Below are 19,795 nucleotides of genomic sequence, written 5' to 3'. Positions count from 1 at the left end.
CGAACCCGAGCATGGGTCGCAGGCAGTAGCAATACAAGAGCAGACGATTACCGACCGGACAGACCAATCACGGCACGGTACGGGCGAATCCTATAAAGCTGGCCGCCCCTACTTGCTTGTACTCGCGCGTTTCGGCTTGCCTTTGCTCTTGGTCTTGCCCTTCGACGATTTTGCCTTGCGCGGCTTCTTGGCTTTCAAAGTCGACGGCTTGTTCCGTCGCCCTGCCGCGGGTGCCGGCGGTGCGTCGTGTTCGCGGGTAATTGCCAATTGCCGGTTGGCGACCCAGACCGTCTTGAGATGTTCGAATATCTCTTTCGGCATCCCCTTGGGCAAGTCAACGAGACTGAACTCGTCCTGGATGTCGATTCGACCGATATTCTTGCTGTCGACGCCCGCTTCGTTGGCAATCGCCCCGACGATATTGCGTGGCTCGACGCCATGCGCGTGGCCTACGTCGATTCGAAAGGTCTCAAGATCGCCGTCGGTGAACGCCGCATCGCGCTTCTTGGGTTTGCTCGATCCGTCTGCGCTGTCGCCAAATTTCGCAGAGCCTGGTTTAGCACCTTTCTTCCCCGCCTCGAGCATCAGCGGCTCGTCGCCCTGAGCGAGATAGGCCAGCACAGGCGCCAGCTCTTCGAGCTCCACGTTGTTCTCGGCCTGATACTCGTCGATCAAGCGTCGGAACGTGTCGAGCTTGGCGCTTTTCAGCGTGTCGGTAATACGCTGCTTGAACCGACCGATGCGCTGTTCGTTGACCTCCGCCATGCTGGGGAGATCCATCGGTTCAATCGACTGTCGAGTAGCTCGCTCGATCGCCTTGAACAAGCGTTTCTCGCGCATCGTGACGAACAGGATCGCATCGCCTTCACGGCCGGCCCGGCCCGTCCGCCCGATCCGGTGCACATAGGACTCGGTGTCGTGCGGAATATCGAAATTGATGACGTGGCTGATGCGTTCGACATCGAGACCACGAGCAGCCACGTCGGTGGCAACGAGAATATCCAGTTGGCGATTCTTGAGCCTGGCAACCGTGCGTTCACGCTGCGCCTGTGCGATATCGCCGTTGAGCGAAGCACAGGCATGACCACGCGCTGACAGACGTTCGGCCAACTCGTCGGTCGCTTTCTTGGTGCGCGCAAACACGATCATCGCATCAAACGGCTCGGCCTCGAGCAGACGCGTAAGCGCATCGAGCTTGCTCGTGCCACCGCCGACAATCCAGTAACGCTGACGAATATTGACCGCGGTCGTCGTCTTCGTCTGGATCGTGACTTCCTGGGCGTCCTTCAGATGCTTCTTGGCGATCCGCCGGATGGCCGAGGGCATGGTCGCCGAGAACAGCGCGACCTGGCGCTCCGGCGGCGTCTGCTCGAAGATCCATTCGACATCGTCGATGAATCCCATGCGCAGCATTTCGTCGGCTTCGTCGAGAACCATCCAGCTGAGCGCGTCGAGCTTGAGCGTGCCCTTCTTGAGATGATCCATCACGCGCCCGGGCGTGCCGACCACCACATCCACACCGCGCTTGAGCGCAGACAGCTGCGGCCCGTAGCTCTGACCGCCATAGATCGGCAGCACGGTAAAGCCACCGATATGACTGGCATAGCGCTGGAACGCTTCGGATACCTGAATCGCCAGCTCGCGCGTGGGCGCCAGCACAAGCGCCTGGGGCGCCTTGCCGCGGCCGCGGCCGTTCTCGCGCAAACGCGAAAGAATCGGCAGCGCAAACGCGGCCGTCTTGCCGGTGCCCGTCTGCGCCTGGCCAAGTACGTCCCGGCCTTCGAGCAGCGGCGGAATGGTGGCTGCCTGAATGGGGGACGGCGTCTCGTAACCGACCTCCGACAGCACCGACATCACGGCATCGGAAAGGCCCAGGTCGCGGAACGCGATCGGGTCGGAGGAATCATCTTGGGAAGAGGCGGACATGCGTTGCCTGCAAGCGCGGGGCGCTGGCGTGCGCCCTAGAAACTGCCGCGCCGAATGACGCGGGCGCATATTCTAACGCGTTCGCTCGGGTAATCGCGGAAAATGCCACAAATTAGTGATTCGAGTCTCCTGGCGCGTGGAGCGGCACGCCATATCCCGCTTGTGGTCCTTCGCGCACGGTGCTAATTAATCCTTCAGGGTGCACCGCCCGTGCACGGGGACATCGCCTGAGATGCTTGTCGGGAATGCCAGAGGCAGCGCCCGTGCGCAGCACAGGCAGGGGGATAGCGAGATGTCGATCGAGGCGCCGTATTTTCCGATTATTTATGTGCGCGGCTACGCCGCCACCGACGGCGAGATCGAAGACACCGTCGCCACGCCGTACATGGGCTTCAACCTGGGCGCGACCAAGAGCCGTCAGGATCACGAAGGCACGATCAACCGCTTCATTTTCGAATCACCGCTGTTGCGGCTGATGAAGGATGAAGGCTATACCGACACCTATCGAGACGGTGACTATGTCAAGGGCGAAGCGCCGGCGCGCAGTGTCTGGATCTTTCGCTACTACGAACAGACATCGAACGACCTCGGCGATGGAAAACGCCGACAAATGGTTGAATTCGCAACGGACCTGCGCCGCTTCATTCTCAGCGTACGAGACAAGGTCTGTGGTGCCGACAACGAAGCCCGCGACCGATTTCGTGTCTATCTCGTCGCGCACTCAATGGGCGGGCTGGTCAGTCGCTGCTATCTTCAGAACATCTGCATTCACGGTAGCGGCGATGCAAAGCTCGACGGCCAGCTCGAACTGCCAGGCGCAAGCCTGGTCGACAAGGTCTTCACCTACGGCACGCCGCACAACGGGATCGATATCCGCGGCTTCAATGTGCCGGACCTCGGCCTGACCCGAGCGTTCGAGGCGGATACCTTCAACCGTGGCGACATGGCGGAGTATCTGGCATTCGACGGCAAACCGGCACGCGTCGACAGCCTGGGCGGCCATTTCCCACCGGAGCGCTTCTTCTGCTGCCTGGGCACCAACTACAACGATTACACGGCTTTTTTCGGCCTCGCCCGCAAAGGCACGGGGCCGATGAGCGATGGCTTGGTGATGATCAGCAATGCGGCAGTCGACCGGGCGCCGCGGGCGTTCATCCACCGTAGCCACAGCGGCGCCTACGGCCTGGTCAACAGCGAAGAGGGCTACCAGAACCTGCGGCGTTTTCTATTCGGCCAGTTTCGCGTGGAGGCGCAGCTTGCTGTCGATGGCATCACCCTGCCCCCGGCGATCGAGAAAGCCGTCGGCGGCCACGCCGGTCGTCATCGAGTGAATGCCGCCTATTACATCGAAACCGAAGCCGCCGTGCGCGGCGCGCGCTATTTCCTGCACCAGCGACGCTTCGACCAGGGCTCGGCGTTGATGAAGAACTACAACGAACTCGTGCACGAGCACGACCCGCTATATCTATTCACCGGATACCTGCACGGCGGCGCCAAGATGCCGGGAAGTCGCGATCGCGCCCTTGCCTTCCAGTTACGCGTCGCGGTTCAGGTGCCGGCCTACGAGATCGACAACGCGTTCTGGTTCGACGAGCACTATCCGGGCGATTACATCTTCGACGACACCCTGACTTTTGAGGTGCGTCTCGGGCAATCGCCCGTGTCGATCAGCTACGGACTGGCGTCGCAGCATGCGCCGCGACGCGCACCGCGCCGTATTCCGAATGATGATCTTGCAATCGCCACGGACGGCACGATGCGCTTCGAGATCCCGCTGGGCTTCGATCCCGCCAGCGCCAATCCGCCCGCACCCGGTTTTTCCGGACGCTTGCTGTTCACTGCGTCGCCCTGGAATATGAGCTAGCCGCGATCTATTGAGCCCGCTCGTCGACCGCGGCCGCAATCCAGTCCGCGGTAAGTGCCGACAGGGTCCAGCCCAGATGTCCATGTCCGGTGTTGTAGAACACGTTCGCGACCTTGCCGCGACCAACCTTCGGCATCATGTTCGGCATCATCGGGCGCAAGCCGGCCCAAGGCACCACATGCTGCGTGCGCACGCCCGGAAAACACTGATTGACCCAGTCCACCAGCGGCTCGATCCGATCGGCGCGTATATCGCGGTTGAAGCCGTTAAACTCGGCAGTGCCCGCGACCCGGAAGCGATCCGGCCCGAGTCGACTACTGACGAGCTTGGTCTCGTCGTCGAGCAGGCTGACTTCCGGCGCAGCCTCGCGTGATGCCTGGTCAGAGAGATCGACGGTGATCGAATACCCCTTCACCGGGTACACGTTCACACGGTCGCCCAGTTGGGCCGCCATGTCCCGACTCCCCGTGCCGGCACAGATCACGACATTCTCGAATTCCGTTGTGTGTCGGTCATCGGGCAGGTCGTTTTCGTAGGCCGTTACGTGAACGCGCTGACCATCCGTGCGTACGCTCTCGACCGTGTGGTTATAGCAAAAGCGTACGCCGTGGCGTTCCGCCGCAGCGGCGAGCCCATTGGTGAATTTGTGAATATCCCCCGTGGAGTCGCTTTCCGTGAAGAACCCGCCGTAATATTCACCGGCAAGCGTCGGCTCGATGGCCCGCATTTCCTCAGGGGTAACCGGCTGGCGGTCCAGGCCACCGGCGGCCAGCAGCTTGGATACCTTTTCCGCATGCCGGTATCCCGAGCGATTGCGGTAGATATGCAGAATGCCCTTGCGCTTGACGTCGAAATCGACGTTTTCGCGCTCGGCCCAGGAGAACAGGTAGTCGCGTGCCTCGATCGCCATGCGGGCGGTTTCGGTCGTGTTCTGCTGGTACTGCGGTATGGCCGCCATGAACTCCAGAAACCAGGAGAACTTGTGCCAGGAAGGCTTCGGGTTGACGAGCAACGGCGCGTCGTTGCGGAACATCCACTTCAGGCCCTTGAAAATCATCGGCCAGTGGTTCCATACCTCGGCATTCGAGGCCGACAGCTGCCCACCGTTCGCGAACGACGTTTCCATCGCCGCATAACGGTTGCGGTCGTAGAGGGTGACGCCGTAGCCGCGGGTAATCAGTGCGTAGGCCGTAGTGACGCCGGTGATGCCGCCGCCAATGACTGCGATCTGGTTCATGACTCTCTATCCGATAACGTCGAGCGTTTGAATCCCTGCACACACCGCGCAGAAAGTGCCCCTCCGTTTCTGGACCTGAGAGATTCGCGACTCGGCTAAATGCGAAACGCTTGCTCCTTCGGTGTGCCGGCGGACGAATGCACCGGCAGCTCTTCGGAAGATGGGGTGATACCGGTCCCTGGTGCCTGAGAGTTTCCGGGGCGGTTGCTCCTTCGGCGCCGGTTCCGCAGAACCGAGCTCTCCCGATATCACACGCTGTTTGTGTACCGTGGTCACACAGATGAACTTGTGACCACCGGTCGCTGCATTTCCCTGGGCATCGACCGGGAGTCAAGAATAACACGAGCGGGCCAAAGGGCATGCAGCCAGAAGTGATGTATCAAGCGGCTTACAGCGAATTCGATACCGATGAACGCTGCGCGATTCTGGAAGTCTCCAACCACCCGGGCGACCCGGCGGTCTCCATCGCCCGAGCGCGGGTCGCGCCCGGGGTCACCACGGCATGGCATCGTCTGCGCAACACCGTGGAGCGCTACCTGATCGCGAGCGGCACCGGCACGGTGGAAATCGGCGACATGGCGCCCGCGCAAGTCGCCCCCGGCGATGTAGCACTCATCCCGGCCGACACGCCGCAGCGCATTCACAATACCGGCACGCAGGATCTGATCTTTCACGCGATCTGCTCGCCACGATTTCGACCCGACTGCTACGAGTCGCTGGAATGAAATCAGGCGGGGTCAGCGTCATTCGTATTTCATACGGCGCACAACCAGCCGAAGTCGATTGACGCCCTATCTTTTGCAACCGGGCACGAGCAAATCGAGCCGTACAACGCGGCGCGTGACGCTAGCCCACCACGCGATCGCGGCCCTCCGCCTTGGCCTTGTAAAGACGCCGGTCTGCGTTCGCGAATACGCTACGAAAATCCAGCCCGTCGCGGCCGAGCTCCGCGATGCCGATACTGATCGACAGCGCAATCTCCTGCCCCCGATAACGACACGCCCGCAGTCGAACACGCTCGCAAAGCATGTTCGCCACCGGCCGGGCATAGTCGATATCGGCGCCTGAAAGCAGGATACCGAACTCTTCGCCACCCAGCCGCCCGGCGACATCCGTCTTGCGGATACGCCCGGCCAGGATGTCGGCCACAAAACACAGTGCGACATCTCCGGCATCGTGACCATAGTCGTCATTGACGCGCTTGAAGTGATCGACGTCGACCACGAGCAGCGAAACCGGCGTCTTATGGCGTAGAAACCGCTGGCGCTCCTGGGCGAATACGTCGCGAAAGCGCGAACGATTGGCCAGGCCCGTCAATGGATCCACCAGTGCCAGGCGTCGCAGCTCGGCTTCGGTGCGCTCACGGCTCGCCTCGTACACATGAGAGAAGCCAGCGATAGCGATCGCACAAAGTATGACGTGCACAACCTCGATCAAGCCCGGCATTCCCGGGGTCACCTCGAACTTGCGCGCCAGAATCACCCCGGCGCAGCCCATGAACACCATCGCCACGACCATGCCCTGCCATCGCCCGAGCAGCAGGTGCGACAGCAAAGGCACGAGCAGCACCCACACAAACACCGTGGCGCCGTTTTCTGGCGATGCGAGCGCATACATCATCACGATGAAGAACGGCACGATGAAGAGCAGGCTGCGAGGCCTCAGGCGTTCGATTTCCTGAAGCACGTACAGCAACAGCGCGGCATAGGCGACAAGACAGAGCTCGGCCACTGCCAGCCAGATATCACCGACATAGAAATGCAAGGCGGCGAAACACAGTACCGCGGAACAGGTAAACCACAGCAACGCCCGCAGCACGGCGCGCTGGTGCGGGCTGACCTCTCGGCTGCGGAACGAGTATTGCGGGTCAGCCATGGGTTAGCGCGTCACCTTGCCGCAAGGCGGCTCAATATTTTCGACGCGACAGGAGCCGGCAGCAGACCACTTCATCACATCGTCATGCACGTTGGCGTACCCGCGATGATCCCCCGCATATGTCGTCGTACCAGCCAACGCATTCTCCCCAGGGCACGAATCGCTGCAGCCGACTGGTTGCGCGCAACTCCAATGAATTCCCCGATTCTGGTTATAAAGACAATCAAACAACCTGTCGACGCTTCTTTCGCAGTAGCCACACGGCCCGTAAATGAATTGCCCGTTCAGGTTTTCTTCAACACGCATGCGCATCGTCGCGATATCTATGGCCAAGAAACTGATCGCATGTATATTCCGGTCGATTAGTGTCCTTAGGTCCCTGACTTCGCCACGCAAGTCGCGGCGTCCCACAGGCGCCCGCTGCCAAGAAGCTGCGGACATCTACCGACCGGAATGCGGCGCCTATACAGTGGGCGTGCGCCAGAATCCTGGCCACGCACGACCACGCTGGCGGCCTTGGTGAGCTATCCATAGCCATACCCGCGCTGGTTCAATAAGCGTCTGATACACCCTATCGGCCGTGCGCGTGAAAACCACTGCGGCCACGCGCGGTCGACGCGTGAGCGGGCAAACCTAGTCTTCGGCCCGACCTCTGGAATATTCGCCGATCGGTCAATAGTGGATGGTGGTTAACGCTTGGCCACGCCTGGCCGTCGCGGGCATGCCAGCTCAGGGCTGGCTCGTGCCGAGCGTCCGCGCTTGGTGTAAGTTGGTAAGCGATTTTCCGACATCGACCCACTGTTTCTTAAAGGACTTGGACACCCCATGATCAACGCAGCCGAAGCGATCGAGCGCCTCAAACTGGGCAACCGACAGTTCATGGATAATATCCAGAACGAGGCCACGCTGAGCAAGTATCCGCGCCCCGCCGAACTGGTCCGAGAGCAGGAACCGTTCGCTATCATCCTGGGTTGCTCGGATGCCCGTGTGCCGGCGGAAATTGTATTTAATCAGGGGCTTGGTGATCTTTTCGTTATCCGTGTTGCCGGCAACATCGTTGCGCCGACTCAGATCGGCAGCATCGAGTTCGCAGCGGCCAAGTTCGGCACCCCGCTGGTTGTCGTACTCGGCCACACGCAATGTGGCGCCGTCACCACAACACTCGACGAGCTGCAACAACCGACCGAGAATCAGTCACCCAATCTGCGAACCATCGTGGACCGCGTTCGACCGTCGGTAGAGCAGCTCCTGGAGACCGACCTAGCCAGCGATCGCCATGCGTTGATCCGCGCCGGTGTGCGGGCCAACGTGGCCAAGTCGGTACAACGGCTCCGGAATGGCTCGGACATTCTCGAGCAGCTGATCACCGACAAGCAGCTCACCATTATCGGCGCGGAATACGCGATCGAGACGGGCGAAGTGGTGTTTCTGGACGAGTATGTCGAAGACTGATCGACACTCGATCTTTTCGCTCACACGACCATCCACCTGATTACCAACGCGGTCGCTGAGCTTGCGACCGCGGACAGCTTGGCCATACCCGGTAAGCCGGCTACTCTCGGTCAAATGCAGTTAGCAGCCTCCGACAAGCGCTGCCCGGGATCTAGCCGACCTGTCTAAAACAACGAGGAGAACAACAATGAAATTACTATCCAGTCTTGCGGCGATGGCGCTTCTGTTTGGCTCGACCGGCGTGACCGTTGCCGCCGACTCAATAGATGGCCTCGTGAAAACCGAAAGCCCGTATCCGGTAGCCGAGACAGTCCAACGCTTCGAAAAGATCGCAAAAAAGAAAGGTCTGACGATTTTTGCGACTGTCGAGCATGCCAAGGGCGCTGAGAAGGTCGACATGACGCTGCGCCCCACCACCGTCGTGATCTTTGGCAACCCGAAGGGCGGTACGCCGTTCATGCAATGCGCGCAATCGATCGGTATCGATCTGCCGCTGAAGGCGCTGGTCTGGGAAGATGCAGACGGCCAGACATGGATGGGTTACAACGACCCGGCCTACATCGCCGAACGTCACGGTGCCTCCGACTGTGCCGCGGCACAGCCCATCAGCAAGGCCCTCGCTGGTCTGACCAAGGCAACGGTCGCCGAGAAGAGCGGCGGCTAAAGCGCCGTCCGACAATCACGACACAACAAATAACAAGCCGCGTCACGAACGCGGCATTTTCATGCGATCAGGAGATCGACCATGGCTGAAGGTTCCCCCAGACTGCGTACGGTATCCGGGCTCAGCGACGCGCCGCCGTCGTTGTCCCAATCCGCGCTCGTGCTTATTGATTGCCAGAACACCTATCGGGAAGGCGTGATGCAGCTCGTCGGTGTCGAGGCCGCGCTATCGCGCGCTCAGACTTTGCTCATGCGTGCACGCGATGCGGGAATTCCCGTGTTCCATATCCGTCACGACGCGGGCGCCGGCTCACCCTATGATCTGGATACCGCGCTGGGTCAGATCTCCGACGAGGTCGCGCCGCGTGACGGCGAGTCGGTGATCACCAAGACACACCCGAATGCGTTCGTGAACACCGATCTGCACGACCAGTTGCAGAAGGCCGGCGCAAGCCAGCTGGTACTTGGCGGATTCATGACCCATATGTGCGTGAATTCCACGGCCCGGGGTGCTTTCAATCAGGGGTACGCGCCAACCGTGGTCGCCGCTGCAACCGCAACTCGCGACCTGGCTCGTGGCGATCACGTGACCCGTGCCGCCGATCTGCACGAAGCCAGCCTGGTGAGCATTGCCGACCTGTTCGGCGTCGTCGTAGACGACGTCGACGATCTACCCGGCTAGAAATTCAGCCCGCTAACGCCGAGGCGCCGTTCAACTGACCTGCTCGAGCGCCTCGGCAAATCGCGTCACGGTACGGTCGACATTCTCGAGTTTGTCCAAGCCGAACAGACCGATCCGGAACGAGTGAAAGTCGTCGCCCTCGTCGCACATCAGGGGCACGCCGGCTGCAATCTGCACGCCGGCTTCCCGAAAGCGCTGACCTGACTGGATCTGCGGGTCGTCAGTGAAGCTCACGACAACCCCCGACGCCTGGAAGCCCTCGGCCGCCACACTGCGAAACCCCTTCGCCTCGAGCCGTTCGCGCACCGCGCGTCCCAGCGCGAACTGGCGTTCCTTGGCCGCGTCCAGGCCGAGCGCCTCGGTCTCTTTCATCATCGCCAGCAGCCGGGTCAGGCCGTCGGTCGGCATGGTGGCGTGGTAGGCGTGCTTGCCGGCCTCGTAGGTTTCGATGATCTGCAGCCACTTGCGCAGATCGCAGGCATAGCTGCTGCTGGTGGTCGATTCGATCCGCTCACGGGCCGTTGCGCTCAACATCACCATCGCGCAGCAAGGTGAACTGCTCCACCCCTTCTGCGGCGCGCTGACCAGCACGTCCACGCCGCAGGCCTCCATATCGACCCAATGGGTACCGGAAGCGATGCAATCGAGCACGAACAGGCCATCGTGCTCGTGCACCGCATCAGCAATCGCACGCAGATAGTCGTCGGGCAGAAGCATGCCGGCCGACGTCTCGACATGCGGCGCGAAAACGACAGCGGGCTTTTCCTCGCGGATACGTGCGACGACCGTCTCCACCGGCGCCGGGCGAAACGGCGCCTGCGCGCCTTCGCCTTCGCGTTGTGCCTGCATCACCGTCGAGCTTCGAGCGATATCGCCCATCTCGAGTATTTGGGTCCAGCGATAGCTGAACCAGCCATTACGGATGATCAGGCAATGTTGGCCGCCGGCAAATTGACGCGCCACGGCTTCCATACCGAAGGTACCGCTGCCCGGTACGATCACACAGGATCGCGCGCGATAGACTTCCTTCAACCGTTCGGAGATTCCATTCAGCACGTCCTGAAAACGTACCGACATGTGATTGAGCGAACGATCCGTATAAACGACCGAATACTCGAGCAACCCGCCCGGGTCGACCGGCGACCATGAGTCCGTCATGTGCTCCACCTGAGTGTCTGCGCGTCAAAGCACTTACTGTCGCATAAAACAGTGACGTCGCCGGTAGCGTCGCACCGATAAAGGTTCTAGCGGCCTGTATGCTGAGGGTATGCGCGACGAAACCAAACCATGAATCTGCTGGCTCACCTGTTGCTCGCAGACCGCAGCAATACATCTTTCGCGGGCCAGATCCTTGGCGACGAGATCAAAGGCTGGCTCGACGATCGTTTTGCGCCGCGTACGCGGCACGGGATCAAGCTTCATCGCGCCATCGACCGCCACAGCGACGACCATGCCCTCCATCGCACACTACGCCAGCGCTTCAATCCGCCGCTGCGTCGCTATGCCGGCATCGTTGTCGATATCGGCCTCGATCACGCGCTGGCGCGGCAATGGCATCGTTTTCACGACGAGTCGCTGCCCGTCTTTGCACGCCGCGCGCAGACGCGCGTAATCACCGAATGGCCAGACGACGCGCCCTTCAGTGCCGACCGTCTCCGCGGGCTATCCAGCGTATTGGTCGGTTATGCGCAGCCGGAGGGAATAAAACGAGCGCTCGACTCGGTCAAGCGGCGATTGCGTCGCCAAAATCCGGTTGGGGACGCGTTGCCCGAACTGCTCGCACTCAATGAGGCTTTCGACGCCTCGATCGCGCCGCTACTTGCAGAGCTTGAACAGGTCGTTCGCGAACTCGACAGCGAGCGGAAATAGCGCCGTCGCTCAGGCGGTGTCTTCCCAGTTCTTCTCGAGCGCTCGACGAACATCGATATCGCGCATCGATCGAATATTCGGTTTCTCGATCTCTTTGGCAATGTAGCGCGCGACGAAGCGGCGCAGCTCTCCATCCACGTCCGCGACCCCATCCAGTACCGAGGCACGCAGTCCCTGGGCCTCGATTTTCACTTCGACATCCTTCTCGCTCGGTGCGGGAATATCGATGAATACATGCAGGGGACGTTTCGCGCGCGCCGTCAACGACAGCTTGGCGCGTAGATCCGCACGAAAACGGTGATCGTGAGCCGCAAGACGCACAGTCAGCTCGAGATAGATCGGGATGACGACCGAAAACTGAATCAGATCGCCTTCTACTGACGAGACCGAAGGCTCGCGTATTTCCCCCTTTGCCTTGATGCTGGCCAGCCCCGCCGGGCCGACATTGCGGGGCCCGAAGTCGATCGCATTACCCGTCAGGCTCGCTAATGCAGCCTGGATACGATCCGTCGTAACCGCCGTCTCAAAAAAGTCGCGCCCGAAAGCCTCATACGAATACTCGGTACGGGATTCCGGACTAGGCGCGTCGGGGTTGTGAGTCATGGCGGGGGTGGTTGGAACGCTGCTCGCCATTGTGCCCGCGCCAACCGACTGGGGCCAGTTGCAGGCCGCCGCATCGGTTGGCGCGCTTGGCAGCTATCGACGGATACGGTTGTCCGCGTCGGTAAACCCCTGCAGCGAAACAGTCAGGTCCATGCGCTCGCCCTGCGGATCAATCAGGCTCACGGTGGCGTTGCTGCCGCTACGCATGCGATTGCGCAGCGCGTCGTCGACCGGGAAATCCGCTCGGCAGCCCTGCTCTAGGCAAATCTGGAACGGAAACGCCTGCGCCTGGCCGCTGTCCACCTGCAGCTGCACGCCCGGCGCCAGCCGCGTGCCCAGCGGCAAGATGAACACCATGGCCGCGGTATCCACTTCCGGCGGGTACCCCATCACCACGCGCAAAATCGGCTTGCCGTTATCCGGACTGTTGACGAGCTGCGTCATCTCACAGCCGCCGTTCCTGGCCTGTTCAGGGCAGCGAACTTCCCAGTCGTTATAGGTCTCGACCTTCATATTCTCGCCGCCGGATTGCTGAGCGAAGCCCGGCGCGGAAAACAGCAGCGATACCGCGAAAACGGCGGCGCTAAAACCCGATACAAGGCGCAACGACATATCCAATGATCCCAGAGCGTGTATGTGCGCTTACTTTACTAGACAAAGCCGCACGCGTGGCCGAGTCACATGGGTAAACACACCCGGCCGTCAGTTGAGGCCACTGAGTGCACGGAGGGTCTGCCGGTTCTCATAACCCTCAGGGTCGTACAAATCGTTCACGGCTCGCAGACTTCTTCGACCCGGTTGTCCGCAGTTCACTTCCGTGCTTTGTCGAAAGCAAGCACTACCTCTCGACCGTCGCCCAGATGAAACCTTGATTTTTTGGCCAGCCGCGTCGCCAACACCGGTGGGCAACATGCGAACACTTCGAAAGTGCGCGGCCATCCATCAGATGTAACCGGCCGCGGGATAGAGGCGTCGGCCGAATCTCGCCGCGGCGTCCGCAATTCCAGCCACCATTATGAAGCGCGGCTGCGCTATCGGTAACTAGACAATCAACGGCAATAAAAAACCGGCAACCCAAAGGTTGCCGGTTCGATACCGTCGACTTGACGCTACTAGATCGTCGAATCGAAACCCGAGCGGCGGCGACGCGCCACAAATCCCAGGCCCACCAGAGCGAGTGCAAACATCGCAATCGTGCCAGGCGCAGCTACGGTTGCATCGGCGATCAGGCTCAGCGTGGCCGCGACTCTCGCACCGTTGCGCTTACCCCCATCTAGACCGAACAAACCTTCGTTGAACGTTTCGTCGGACAACGAGATCTGAATCTGGCCGTCACCAAAAGGTCCATAGAAGAAATCGGCCGGGCCATTCCAGGTCAACATGCCTTCCTGATACAGGCCGAACAACACGCTGTTACCTACCGTGTCGCCGCTCACGGTCGAGCCACCGACCTCGGGCAGAATGAAGTCAAAGTTGACAGCTATCCCCATCGGGTCTTGGTCGTCACCGTTAACCGTTCCTTCGTTGGTCCATATCTTGAAAAGATCAAACGTAACGGAGTCGCCCGGGTCCAGATCAAAGGTGAACGGGTTGGATGCGATATCCATGTTTTCTATTACGAGACCCGGGTCGGTCTCGTTCGCAACAACCGTATAACCGGCCTGGATCTGTGTCGCCTGTGCGCCGGCGGATACGAGCAGCAGCGCGAGCACACCGCTTAGTTTTTGACGTAGGTTCATCTCTTTACCCCTCATGATGGAATGACCATTGGCTCTTCATAAGCCCATCAGGCGGTGAGGCGCTGCTGCGGCTTGATGAGGGGATTGCAAGACACAGGCCAAACGCGTCCGGACTGATCGCCCGCGGACCCAAAGATATGAAACAGGCCCCGCCGATCCGGATTATTTCGTTTTATCAACAGGCGCTTGTAGGGTTTCTCAAGCAAACTTCGATGTCGATTTCATAAAAAATTAAACCGCATGGGCCCGACGAACTTCTGACTTATTCGTCAATTTGTCGCCAAGGCCGCATCGAATGTCAGATGATCCGACACATGGCACGTGGGTTGGCAGCCGGCGTGGCCTTGCCGCGACAAGCAGTTCGTATTTCTCTTCGATCATCAATTTCGAGATAATTCCCGCGTGACTGTATCTATTGGATTTTTTCGTTCACCCGAGCAATAGAGAAGGCAAGGATCGTATCTTTGCCGAGTGTCACCGATACCGACAGTGGTCTCTCGTGCGCGTAGAAAAACGCCGTTTGACTCGTCCTCCGAGTTTTTACTTGAGCTCGGAGATGAGCGTATCGAGCCTTTTAGCAGACACTTTCATTGCGGTGCCCAACGGTTGAGCGAATACCTGTACGCGGTATTCCTCGACCATCCAGCGCAGCGTCCGCAGTTCCTGCGGTCGTTGTCGACGTGATAGCGCACGCTCAGCACGCTGCTTGTACGCGTGCCAGTACGGCGCAATCTCTTGCATGCGCTGTTTATCGGCGCTGGCACCTTCCCGTGCCAGTTTGTCTAGGCGTTGTTCCAGAGCGGCCAGGTAGCGGTCCAAGTGTCCCGCGAAGGCCGCTGGGTCGTTCTGATCATTAATGAACCCAGCGTAGACGAGATGGGCGAGTTGATCGCGCATGTCTTCCACGGCCGCCATCCAGTCGAGGCCGATATTCTTCGACAACCGCTTATTGACGGCCGCGAGTCTCGCGAGGGCCGGCTGTAGGCGTTGCCAGAGTGCGACCGCCTCGGCCACAAGGTCTGCGCGCACTTCAGTGACAAGCGACGCGAATGCGGCCGTAGTTCTGATCGGCGTTTCTATATGCGGGCCGATCAGCGCGGTGAGCAGATCGGCCAGCAGTACCGATTCGGTATCGAGCGCAATGCTGCTCTGCGTCGCCGGGTCAGCTAGCGCGGTCGGCGGCGGGTCTGGCCATTTCTGGACCGCGAGCGATTTGAAATCCTTGAGGTCGCGCTTGACCAGTCGGCACTGCTTGGCTGCGCCGAGGCGTAGCAAACGGATGGTCCCCAAGCGATGTTGCACTGCCGCCTGTTCGGGGTCGTCGAGCAGTTCGAGGTCTGCATGGGTGCCGCGATCGATCAGCGCCGGGGTTGCCTGCACTCGCACACCGGCGTGACGCAGCTCTACCTGTTCGGGCAGGTCGCGATCCGGCCAGGCCGTCAGTCCCGTCTCGGACAGATCATCGTCGGAGGCTTCGGCAACCGCGGCGCGGGCTCGACCGCTGAGGTCGTGGCTCAGAGCCTCGAGGTCGCGGCCGACAGCCACGGTTTCACCATCGTCGTCGACGATCTCGAAACGTAGTTGCAGATGCGCGCTGGGCGTGAAGTCGTCCCAAGCGTCGGCCGGGATCTGCACGCCGGTCATGGCATGGACCGCTTCACGCAGAGCGTCTAGCGGATCGCCCTCGCCGAAATCGGCGCGTTCGGCGGCAGCGCGGGCGAATTCAGGCACTGGTACTACCGCACGGCGTAGCCGTTTTGGCAGCGCTTTTAGGTATTCGCGATATTTCTCCTCGAGCAGCCCCGGCACGAGCCATTGAGCACGCTGAGCCGGCATTTGATTGAGTGCGGCCAGAGGTACACGCGCCGTGACGCCGTCGCGTTCGGTGCCGGGCTCGAAGGCGTAGTCTAGGCCGATCGGCAGATCGCCCAGACGCATGGTTTCGGGATAGGCGTCCTCGGGTAGATCCACGCCGGCATGACGCAACAACGTCTCCTCGTCGAAACGCAGCACGAGGTCGTCGTTGTCCTTCAACCACTGCTGCAGCGTCTTGCGATCACGCACGGTCGCCGGCAGGCGCTCGTCGTAGAAACGTTCCTGGGTGGTTTCGTCGACGAGCAGGTCGCGACGCCGAAAACGCGCTTCCTGGGCGGCGATGTCGTCAACGATCATCTGGTTGTACTGCAGAAACTCGGGCAGCCGCCCACGGGAATCGGCGACGGTAAAGGCCACCAGTCCGTCCCGGATGAATATCTCGCGTGCGACGGCCGGCTCCATGCGGCCGAAGTCCACCTTGCGCCCGTCCGCCAGCGTGAGACCGAACAGCTTGACGCGCTCGTGCGCGGCCACCTGGCCGCGGCGTTTCTCCCAGTGCGGTTCGTAGTGCTCACGCGTAACCAGATGCTCGGCGGCTTTCTCGATCCATTTCGGGTCGACGCCCGCGATCGTATGCGCGAACAGCTGGCTGGTTTCCAGTAGCTCGCCGGCCACAATCCATTTCGGGTTCTTCTTTGCCAGCCCGGAGCCGGGAAAGATACGGAACTTGCGCCCCCGGGCGCCCTGGTACTCGCCCTTCTCGTCGAGCTGTCCGACATGGTCGAGCAGACCCGGCAGCAGCGCTTGATGGAGCGCCACGAAATCGACTTCGGCCAGCGGCGTGTTGGTCGGGTTCTGGCTCATGCCGAGATCGGCGGTTATACGGCGCAGCTGGCGCGCCAGATCTTCCCATTCACGCATGCGCATAAAATTGATGAACCGCTCGCGACACCAGCGACGCAGCTGATTGCCGCTGTGTTCCTTGCGCGCTGCCGAGAAGCCGTCCCAGAGCTTGAGCAGGCTGGTGAAATCCGAGCGTACGTCGACGAACTCGCGCTGCGCCTGATCCGCCGCCTGTCGTTGGGCCGCCGGGCGTTCGCGCGGGTCCTGGATCGTCAGACCAGCAGCGAGCACGCGCATGGCCGTGGGCACGCCCATAGCGTTGCCGGCGATGAGCATGCGACCGATACGCGGGTCCAGCGGCAACCTTGCCAACTGGCGGCCGAGCTTGGTGATCTTGCCGTTGCTCATCGCCTGCAGCTGCATGAGCAGGTTTCGGCCGTCGTTGATATAACGCCGCTCGGGCGGGTCGACGAACGGGAAACGTTCGATCTCGCCGAGTTTCAGATCCGCCATGGTCAGTAGCACGTTGGCCAGATTCGTGCGCCGGATCTCGGGGTCGGTGAATGCAGGCCGGTTGTTGTAATCGTCCTCGTCGAACAAACGGATGCAGATCCCAGGCGCAACGCGTCCGCAGCGGCCCGCGCGCTGGTTGCAGCTGGCCTGCGACACCGGTTCGATCGGCAGTCGCTGGACTTTGGCGGAGGTCGAGTAGCGGCTGATGCGCGCCAGCCCGGTATCGATGACATAGCGAATGCCCGGCACGGTCAATGAGGTTTCGGCCACGTTGGTCGACAGCACCACACGCCTGCCGTTGCTGGCCGAGAAGATCCGGTTCTGGGCACTGCGTGTCAGGCGTGCGTAGAGCGGCACGATCTCGGCGTTATGCTTGTCGCCGGCGAGCGCCTTGGTCAAATGCTGTTCGCAATCACGGATATCGCGCTCGCCGGGCAGAAAGACGAGGATGTCGCCCGGGCCTTCGCGCCAGAGTTCGCGCACGCCCGATTCGATGGCGAGCGCCAGGTCGGCGTCTTCCTCCGGCGGGCGATAACGCACGGTCACAGGATAGCCGCGCCCTTCCACGTTGATGACTGGCGCGTCGCCAAAGAATTTGGCGAAGCGGTCCGGATCGATCGTGGCCGAAGTGACCACGACCTTCAGGTCGGGCCGCTTGTTGAGCAGCTGCTTGAGATAGCCGAGCAGGAAATCGACGTTGAGGGTGCGTTCGTGCGCCTCGTCGATGATGATCGCTTCATAGCGGTTGAGAAAACGATCGCGCGCGGTCTCTGCCAGCAGAATGCCGTCGGTCATCAACTTGATCTGGGTGGCATCGCTCAGCTTCTTTTCGAAACGGGTCTGAAAACCCACCCGTTCGCCGAACGGCGTGTCGAGTTCTTCAGCGATACGCTGGCCGACACTGCGCGCGGCCAGTCGGCGTGGCTGGGTATGGCCGATCAGCCCGCGCGCACCAAAACCGGCCTGCATGAGAATCTTGGGCAGCTGGGTCGTCTTGCCCGAGCCGGTTTCGCCACAGACCACCACCACCTGGTGTTCACGCAGGGCCGCTGCGATCTCCTCGGCTCGCTCGGTGACCGGCAGTCCCTCGACGAGAGAGACGTTGCCTTGGGCGTGCGCTCGCTCACGGGTGATAGCCGCACTGGCCTCGATGGCTGCATTGACGCGCGCACGCTCGTCGTCGGTTCGCGCACGCCGCAGTTTCTGCTGAAGACCATGCCGGTCCCGACTTTGGACATCGGCGAGCAAATCAACTTTTTTGGCGGTTTGAGTCAACGACACTCCTGAACAATGGCGATACGCCACCACGTATGACGCGCATAAAAGCGTGTCGTGCGGGCGTGCGATCTGGCGATCGATCGGGTCATGGCCGATCCGCAGCGCATCGGGTAGCCTGCATGGCTTTGCGGCCAAGCTGCGATCGAGGATCGATCATGAATTTTCATACGCGCAAGTGGATTAAGCCGGAAGATCTCAACCCCAACGGCACGCTTTTCGGCGGCAGTCTGCTGCGCTGGATCGATGAAGAAGCCGCGATCTACGCGATCATCCAGCTCGACCAAGCGCATATCGTCACCAAGTACATCTCCGAAATCAATTTCGTCTCCAGCGCGCGCCAGGGCGACATCATCGAGCTGGGCATCGCCGCCGTACGATTCGGCACTACGTCGCTAACCATGTGCTGCGAAGTGCGCAACAAGATCAGCCGCAAGAGCATCCTCACGATCGACGAACTGGTGTTCGTGTGCATGGGCGACGACGGCAAACCCAAGCCGCACGGCAAAACCGAAGTGACCTATATCAAGGATCGTTTTGCCGATGGCGAAGCCTGATTCCTTACCACTGATGTCGAAACCCCGGAGTGAAGCCCTCATGCGCACGACCCGTCTGGCCTTGTTGGTCGGTATCGCCTGGGCGATTACCGCCTGTACGCCCGCCACCCTCAAGCAGCGCAATGGCTACTGGGCGGATCAGGCACAGAGCGCGCGTGCCTACAATCAGCGCGTGCGATTTCTGGTGATGCATTACACCGGTGGCGACGAACCGCGCGCACTCAAGGTGCTGACCGGCAACTCCGTCAGCTCACACTACCTCGTTGGCGATCGGCCGCCCGAGCATAGTGGTGATCCGGTCGTGTATCAGCTCGTCGACGAGTACGCGCGGGCCTGGCATGCCGGTACCAGCGCCTGGGCCGACCGCAGCCATCTCAACGACAGCTCGATCGGTATCGAAATCGTCAACGCGGGGCCGATCGAGACGGCCGGCGGACCGGCCTGGCAAGGTTTCGGCGGCGGCCAGATCGAGGCCGTGACCACGCTCGCACGCGACATTATCCGGCGCTACGACATTCAGCCGGTGAACGTGGTCGGGCACTCGGATATCGCGCCCGGGCGAAAAGTCGACCCGGGCCCCGCGTTCCCCTGGGAAGAACTCTATCGTCGCGGTATAGGCGCCTGGCCGGACGCCGCCACGGTGGATGCCTACCGGCGACGCTTTTTCCAGCGCATGCCGGATATCGCAGCCATCCAGTCGGCGCTCTCGCGCTACGGCTATCAAATACCGGTCACCGGCGTGCTCGATCAAAGGACGCACTCAGTGCTGGTGTCGTTCCAGATGCATTTCCGCCCCGCTCGCTACGACGGCACACCCGATGTCGATACCGTAGCGCGGCTTTGGGCGCTGAACGACAAGTATCGCTAGCCGCCGAAAAACCG

Annotated in this window: 16 protein-coding genes and 1 riboswitch; of the genes, 8 read left to right on the top strand and 8 right to left on the bottom strand. The window is 61.1% G+C overall.

Annotated features, from left to right (window positions below; all coding sequences use genetic code 11):
- Positions 1–108 precede the first annotated feature (108 nt).
- Positions 109–1,926: a DEAD/DEAH box helicase gene (locus tag SADO_RS12935; RefSeq protein WP_353112051.1), complete on the bottom strand. Its 1,818-nt coding sequence runs from the start codon at positions 1,924–1,926 to the stop codon at positions 109–111.
- 292 nt (positions 1,927–2,218) lie between these two features.
- On the opposite strand from SADO_RS12935, the gene SADO_RS12930 reads away from it, so the two are divergent.
- A complete protein-coding gene (locus SADO_RS12930) occupies positions 2,219–3,790 on the top strand; it encodes an esterase/lipase family protein (RefSeq protein WP_353112049.1) in 1,572 nt (523 codons plus the stop codon).
- Between the two features lie 7 nt (positions 3,791–3,797).
- Here the strand turns inward: SADO_RS12930 and SADO_RS12925 are convergent, their stop codons facing one another.
- Complete coding sequence (locus tag SADO_RS12925; RefSeq protein WP_353112047.1) at positions 3,798–5,027, bottom strand: D-amino acid dehydrogenase; 1,230 nt, start codon at positions 5,025–5,027, stop codon at positions 3,798–3,800.
- 162 nt (positions 5,028–5,189) lie between these two features.
- Positions 5,190–5,282, bottom strand: a riboswitch (glycine riboswitch).
- 104 nt (positions 5,283–5,386) lie between these two features.
- Here SADO_RS12925 and SADO_RS12920 point away from each other — a divergent pair.
- A complete protein-coding gene (locus SADO_RS12920) occupies positions 5,387–5,752 on the top strand; it encodes a cupin domain-containing protein (protein ID WP_353112045.1) in 366 nt (121 codons plus the stop codon).
- A 121-nt stretch (positions 5,753–5,873) separates the two neighbouring features.
- On the opposite strand, the gene SADO_RS12915 is transcribed toward SADO_RS12920, so the two are convergent.
- Positions 5,874–6,902, bottom strand: a complete 1,029-nt coding sequence (locus SADO_RS12915) for a GGDEF domain-containing protein (protein WP_353112043.1) — start codon at positions 6,900–6,902, stop codon at positions 5,874–5,876.
- 825 nt (positions 6,903–7,727) lie between these two features.
- Here SADO_RS12915 and SADO_RS12910 point away from each other — a divergent pair.
- The 3 genes from SADO_RS12910 to SADO_RS12900 all read left to right on the top strand — a co-directional run bounded on the left by SADO_RS12910 (position 7,728) and on the right by SADO_RS12900 (position 9,699).
- Positions 7,728–8,354 (top strand): carbonic anhydrase, encoded by a 627-nt coding sequence (locus tag SADO_RS12910; RefSeq protein ID WP_353112041.1) that lies wholly within the window; start codon positions 7,728–7,730, stop codon positions 8,352–8,354.
- Positions 8,355–8,541: 187 nt separating this feature from the next.
- Positions 8,542–9,018 (top strand): DUF302 domain-containing protein, encoded by a 477-nt coding sequence (locus SADO_RS12905; RefSeq protein ID WP_353112039.1) that lies wholly within the window; start codon positions 8,542–8,544, stop codon positions 9,016–9,018.
- An 81-nt stretch (positions 9,019–9,099) separates the two neighbouring features.
- On the top strand, positions 9,100–9,699 hold the full coding sequence (locus SADO_RS12900; protein ID WP_353112037.1) for a cysteine hydrolase family protein: 600 nt from the start codon (positions 9,100–9,102) through the stop codon (positions 9,697–9,699).
- A gap of 30 nt (positions 9,700–9,729) precedes the next feature.
- Here SADO_RS12900 and SADO_RS12895 read toward each other — a convergent pair whose 3' ends face one another.
- Positions 9,730–10,857 carry an aminotransferase class V-fold PLP-dependent enzyme gene (locus SADO_RS12895; RefSeq protein WP_353112035.1) on the bottom strand — a complete coding sequence of 376 codons (1,128 nt, stop codon included), beginning with the start codon at positions 10,855–10,857 and terminating at the stop codon, positions 9,730–9,732.
- Between the two features lie 129 nt (positions 10,858–10,986).
- Here SADO_RS12895 and SADO_RS12890 point away from each other — a divergent pair, with 129 nt between their 5' ends.
- Positions 10,987–11,568, top strand: coding sequence for an acyl carrier protein phosphodiesterase (locus SADO_RS12890; RefSeq protein WP_353112033.1), 582 nt, complete (start codon positions 10,987–10,989; stop codon positions 11,566–11,568).
- Positions 11,569–11,577: 9 nt separating this feature from the next.
- Here the strand turns inward: SADO_RS12890 and SADO_RS12885 are convergent, their stop codons facing one another.
- The 4 genes from SADO_RS12885 to hrpA all read right to left on the bottom strand — a co-directional run bounded on the left by SADO_RS12885 (position 11,578) and on the right by hrpA (position 18,356).
- Complete coding sequence (locus SADO_RS12885) at positions 11,578–12,201, bottom strand: hypothetical protein (protein WP_353112031.1); 624 nt, start codon at positions 12,199–12,201, stop codon at positions 11,578–11,580.
- 63 nt (positions 12,202–12,264) lie between these two features.
- Positions 12,265–12,783, bottom strand: coding sequence for an invasion associated locus B family protein (locus tag SADO_RS12880; protein WP_353112029.1), 519 nt, complete (start codon positions 12,781–12,783; stop codon positions 12,265–12,267).
- A gap of 500 nt (positions 12,784–13,283) precedes the next feature.
- The gene (locus tag SADO_RS12875; RefSeq protein WP_353112028.1) at positions 13,284–13,910 is read right to left on the bottom strand and encodes a hypothetical protein; all 627 of its coding nucleotides are present in this window, start codon (positions 13,908–13,910) and stop codon (positions 13,284–13,286) included.
- 540 nt (positions 13,911–14,450) lie between these two features.
- Positions 14,451–18,356: an ATP-dependent RNA helicase HrpA gene (gene hrpA / locus SADO_RS12870; RefSeq protein ID WP_353112026.1), complete on the bottom strand. Its 3,906-nt coding sequence runs from the start codon at positions 18,354–18,356 to the stop codon at positions 14,451–14,453.
- Between the two features lie 158 nt (positions 18,357–18,514).
- On the opposite strand from hrpA, the gene SADO_RS12865 reads away from it, so the two are divergent.
- Positions 18,515–18,913: an acyl-CoA thioesterase gene (locus tag SADO_RS12865; protein ID WP_353112024.1), complete on the top strand. Its 399-nt coding sequence runs from the start codon at positions 18,515–18,517 to the stop codon at positions 18,911–18,913.
- Between the two features lie 40 nt (positions 18,914–18,953).
- On the top strand, positions 18,954–19,781 hold the full coding sequence (locus SADO_RS12860; RefSeq protein ID WP_353112022.1) for an N-acetylmuramoyl-L-alanine amidase: 828 nt from the start codon (positions 18,954–18,956) through the stop codon (positions 19,779–19,781).
- Positions 19,782–19,795: the final 14 nt, after the last annotated feature.

The organism is Salinisphaera dokdonensis CL-ES53, from assembly GCF_040361215.1.
GTDB classification, from domain to species: Bacteria; Pseudomonadota; Gammaproteobacteria; order Nevskiales; family Salinisphaeraceae; genus Salinisphaera; species Salinisphaera dokdonensis.
The sequence above is the reverse complement of the archived record's forward strand: the minus strand, read 5'-3'. Positions and strand labels throughout refer to the sequence as shown.